Source organism: Bartonella massiliensis (assembly GCF_902150025.1).
Classification (GTDB): domain Bacteria; phylum Pseudomonadota; class Alphaproteobacteria; order Rhizobiales; family Rhizobiaceae; genus Bartonella; species Bartonella massiliensis.
The window spans coordinates 1-4,303 of record NZ_CABFVS010000062.1 but is presented as its reverse complement, the minus strand read 5'-3'; the positions used below and the strand labels follow the sequence as shown (position 1 = coordinate 4,303).

Here is a 4,303-nt window from a genome sequence, read left to right as displayed (position 1 = left end):
GTTCTCACAAAAGAAGAAGGCAAACGCATTGGCAACTGGATTGATGATGGGGATGAAGAGTTAAGTTGGGATCAAATTGATTATCCATGGGATTTGGCAAATTTTCCGTGGTGTTCGGTCAAAAAACATGAACGCGACATATTAATGGCAAAGTGGTTTAAAAACCGCACGCTTTATTTGGCTTTAAGAGATGCAAACAACGCTCTGATTGGCTATCGCAGATGCTATGCTGTAGCGCCCGTTGAACAAGCGTTAGAGGGTGTTTACAGCCATTGTGGCAACAGATTTAACCCTTGCCCCGCAGGGACAATGTTGTTTCTTGCCGCGCGCACAGATTTTAATGATGTTGAGGATAAACACGCCGCCTCTGTTTCCCTCCTCGTTCATGGCAATCTCGCAGAACAGACACCCCTTGGCAAACTTTGGCTTTGCGCTGATGACTTAAGTAGTGGTGTGGAGATTCTCAAAACACCGATCAACATTCCTTTGCGCGCTGATGTTCGCGAACAATTCAAGATTTTATTGAGGTTTTAACATGAAACATGAAAGTGGCTTGCCCTTTGCAATTGACAGATCTATCGGCAAAGATGAACAACAAAGCGTTGTGTTTTATGGACAGCGCCCTTTTCTGCAAAGTGCTGAACTCAATGAAATGCAAACCATTATCAAAGGGCGCCATAACCGTTTGGGGCGCCTTGTGGCCAAAGAAGGAGACCGCGTTGAACGGGCGGATGCCTTTGTCAATAAAGACACAAAGACGGTGACGCTAACCGATGGCAAGATTTATATCGCCGGTGATATTTTTCCTGTCTCAAATGCCGTCTTAGAGAATGTTGCCATGATTGGGCGTGTGGAAATCGGTGTAAAACTGCAAAAAACATGGGTAACTCATGAAGATGATCCAGAGCTCTTGGGGCAAGTTCCAGGCACTTTAGCCGAAGGAGAGCCTGGTGCTGCGCGCGAGGTAGCAAGGCTTGTTTGGGCTCTCAAAGATGATGGACAGCAAGGCACATTTTTTCCGGTTTATATTTTACAAGATGGTGTTTTGATTGATCAGAAGTCCCCATCACTGCTTGAACCGGCCATGCAAGCCATTGCGACCTATGATCGCGCCCATGGACATTATATCGTGAATGGTTGTCGTGTCACAGCTTTGGGACAAGAGGGACAAAAGCAAGTGTTCACAATCCAAGAAGGCGAAGCCAATATCAATGGTTTTAAACGCAAACGTCTAGCCGCTTTGCGCCATGAAGAGACAGAGGATTTTTCCACAAGTGAGATTCCTAGTGAAACCTATATTTTTGCGCCTCAAAGCAAAAAAACAAGCTTTACCTTTAAACCCTATTACACCCCCATTGCCGCTGTTCATTCTATTTTACTCACAAAAGAAAAAACCGTCACCCTCACGCGCGGGGCTATTACATCTGGGCGTGATGGGGTTCCCGATAAAAGTATCACCGCTTTTCTTAAAATTGTGCAAGGAGACAAAGAATTTAAAGAAGGCAAGGACTTTAAAAAAACCGGAGACACCATTGATTGGGTCCTCGCTGGCGACGAACCCCTTCCTGGCAGCAGCTATACGGTGACCTATCGATACCGTGCAAGTGTGCAAGCAGATAAAGTAACCACAGAAGAAATCACCGTCTCAGGGGGTGCTGATGGAGGTGATATTATTGTGCGTTACGCTTATAAACTCCCCCGCATTGACCGGATTGGTCTCAATACTGGGGGCAATGTGGTCTATATCAAAGGGGTTTCGGCAGACCAACCCATGGCGCCAAGCGTTCCTGAAGATGTGTTGTCCTTAGCAACCATTAGCAATAATTGGCTGGATGTACCGCGTGTGGTCAATGATGGCACGCGCGTTGCCCCCTATGATGAGATGTGGCGTTATTTTCAACGCGTACTCTCCCTTGACCGCTTAATGCAATTAGAGCGTATTAAAAGCAATGTGGATTCTAAAGAACCGGTTGCTAAAAAAGGCATGTTTGCAGATCCTTTTCTCGATGACAGTTATCGCGATGAAGGCTTTGAACAAACAGGGGCGGTTGGTAATGGCATTTTACAGCTTGCCATTGACCCAACATTTTATACCGCCCCCTTGAATTCACCTATCACCCTTGATTGGAGCAATGAAGTCATCATTGCGCAAGAATTGACAACGGCTTGTGAAAAAATCAATCCTTATCAAAATTTTGCGCCTCTCCCTGGAACCGTTACCCTTACCCCCGCAACAGACTTTTGGCATGTTGAACGCACTGATTGGCTCTCTGGTGTCACCAATCAACTCAATATGGGTTGGAACCGTGGGAGAAGCATTCGCAAAACAGAAACCAGTGATGATTTGGTGAATACAACGAGGGAGCAAATCGACTTTTTAAGACCCATTCCGTTGAACTTTAAGATTGAAGGCTTTGGCAGTGGGGAAATTTTGGAAAGCCTTAGCTTTGATGGTGTGAGTGTCTTACCCAAAAGCCGCCTTGTTGCCAATGCCAAGGGGGTCTTGCAAGGAACCTTTACCATTCCTAAAGACATTACCGCTGGAACAAAGAATGTGATTGCACGCGGCAAAGGTGGAACGGTTGCAACGGGGCTTTTTACCGGACAAGGGGTGATTGATGTAAAAGTGATGCGACGCACCACCACGGTAAAAATATGGACAGCCTATGATCCGCAAGCACAAGTCTTTACCCCCGATGAAACACGACAAATCACCGGCATTGACTTTCATCTTTGTAAAATTGGTAATCAAGCCCATGATCTCGTCATTGATTTGGTCACCACTGAAAACGGTTATCCAACCGCTGATATTCAAGCCCAAACCTCCTATTCCATGAAGGGTGCCAAGATAGGCTGGGCTGGGGCACGCTATGCTGTACCCTTGTTAGTGCCCGATGACCGTTTGACCGCCTTTGTCATTAAGACCGATGATGGTGATCATTCCCTCTCACTTGCCAAACTTGGGGATTTCGATAAAGAACATCAAAGATATGTTTCCAGTCACCCTTATGTGACGGGTCCACGCTTTTCTTCTGTGAATGCGAAAAGCTGGAGCGCACATCAAGATGAAACCTTGGCGTTTCGGGTGTTGGCAGCCCGCTACAGGCAAACAGAAAAAACAGTGGATTTAGGCAGCTTTGATCTTGTGGACTGTTCTGATTTACAAATCCGTGCCGCCATTGAATTGCCTTCCAGCGATTGTTCTGTCATCTTTGAAATTGAACGCAATAATGGCACGGTTTATCAATTGCTGCCCTTTCAATTGCTCAGTCTGACCGAATATATCAGTGAAAAAGTCAAGCTTCGCGCTATTCTCAAAGGTACAGAGAAGCTCTCGCCGGTGTTATTTGCTCCCGTGCAATTGATTGCAGGAAAGATTCATAAGAAAGCAACCTATGTCACAAGGGCTTTTGCCTTTGGGGAAAAGGCAAGATTAACCAGCTATATCAAAAGCTTTTTACCAGGTGGCTCTTCTCTCACCCTCGAGATGCAACTGGATGATGGTGTTTTTATCCCTTTAAAACTCGATGAAACAGAACAGTTATCAGAGCCCCTTTGGACAGAGCGTAAATTCATTAGTGGTGACAAAACTGCCAAACAAGCGCGCCTTAAACTTACCCTTACGGGTGGACCAGCGGCACGGTCCATGGTGTGTGATTTTGGCGCCGGCATCATATGATGGGAGAATGAGAGATGACAAAAACTAAAAAACTCGACATGGAATTGCCTCAAGAAGGACGTTTTATCAGTTCTGAATTCCCAATCTTGCGTGAAAACTTGGGCAAACTTGATCAAGCCCTTATAGAAGTTGTGGAAAAGGCAGACGAAAAAGCCCCTTTACAACATAAGCATACAATCAGCGATGTGACGGGTCTAGAAACTGCTCTTAATGGCAAAATGGCAGCGAATAAAACCTTCACTTTTGCCGATTTAAGCGATATCGAGGGGGCAAAAGATGCTGCCAACAATTATGTGCTTTATAAATCAGGAAACAATAATTTTACCTTTGGCAGTGCGATATCGCTGTTAGGGTCACACCAGCATAAAACCGAGGATATTGTGGGATTGGATGACTTTAGAGCCAAGATCAATGAAGATCTGACCAGCTATGGACGCTTAAAACAAGCCAATGAATGGCAAAGTTACAACAAGTTTACCAGCAAAGTCACCATGAGTGGCGGTTTGGAGCTGTTGGGAAACTCATCACTGAATCTTATCCATAATGGTGAAGTGATCACTAACTTAAGCACAAGCGGAAGCTCGCTTAAAGGACCACTGAAAATCGATGGTGATCTTGTTTATA

2 protein-coding genes and 1 pseudogene are annotated in these 4,303 nt (G+C 45.4%); all 3 read left to right on the top strand.

Features of this window, described 5'->3' with window-relative positions; all coding sequences use genetic code 11:
* A pseudogene (locus tag FNZ60_RS09405) lies at positions 1-534 on the top strand (phage tail protein); the annotation flags it as partial.
* Between the two features lies 1 nt (position 535).
* Complete coding sequence (locus FNZ60_RS09400) at positions 536-3,679, top strand: DUF4815 domain-containing protein (protein ID WP_142417288.1); 3,144 nt, start codon at positions 536-538, stop codon at positions 3,677-3,679.
* Between the two features lie 14 nt (positions 3,680-3,693).
* The coding region (locus FNZ60_RS09395; protein ID WP_246054794.1) for a Bgr_08870 family protein at positions 3,694-4,303 on the top strand (610 nt) is incomplete at its 3' end.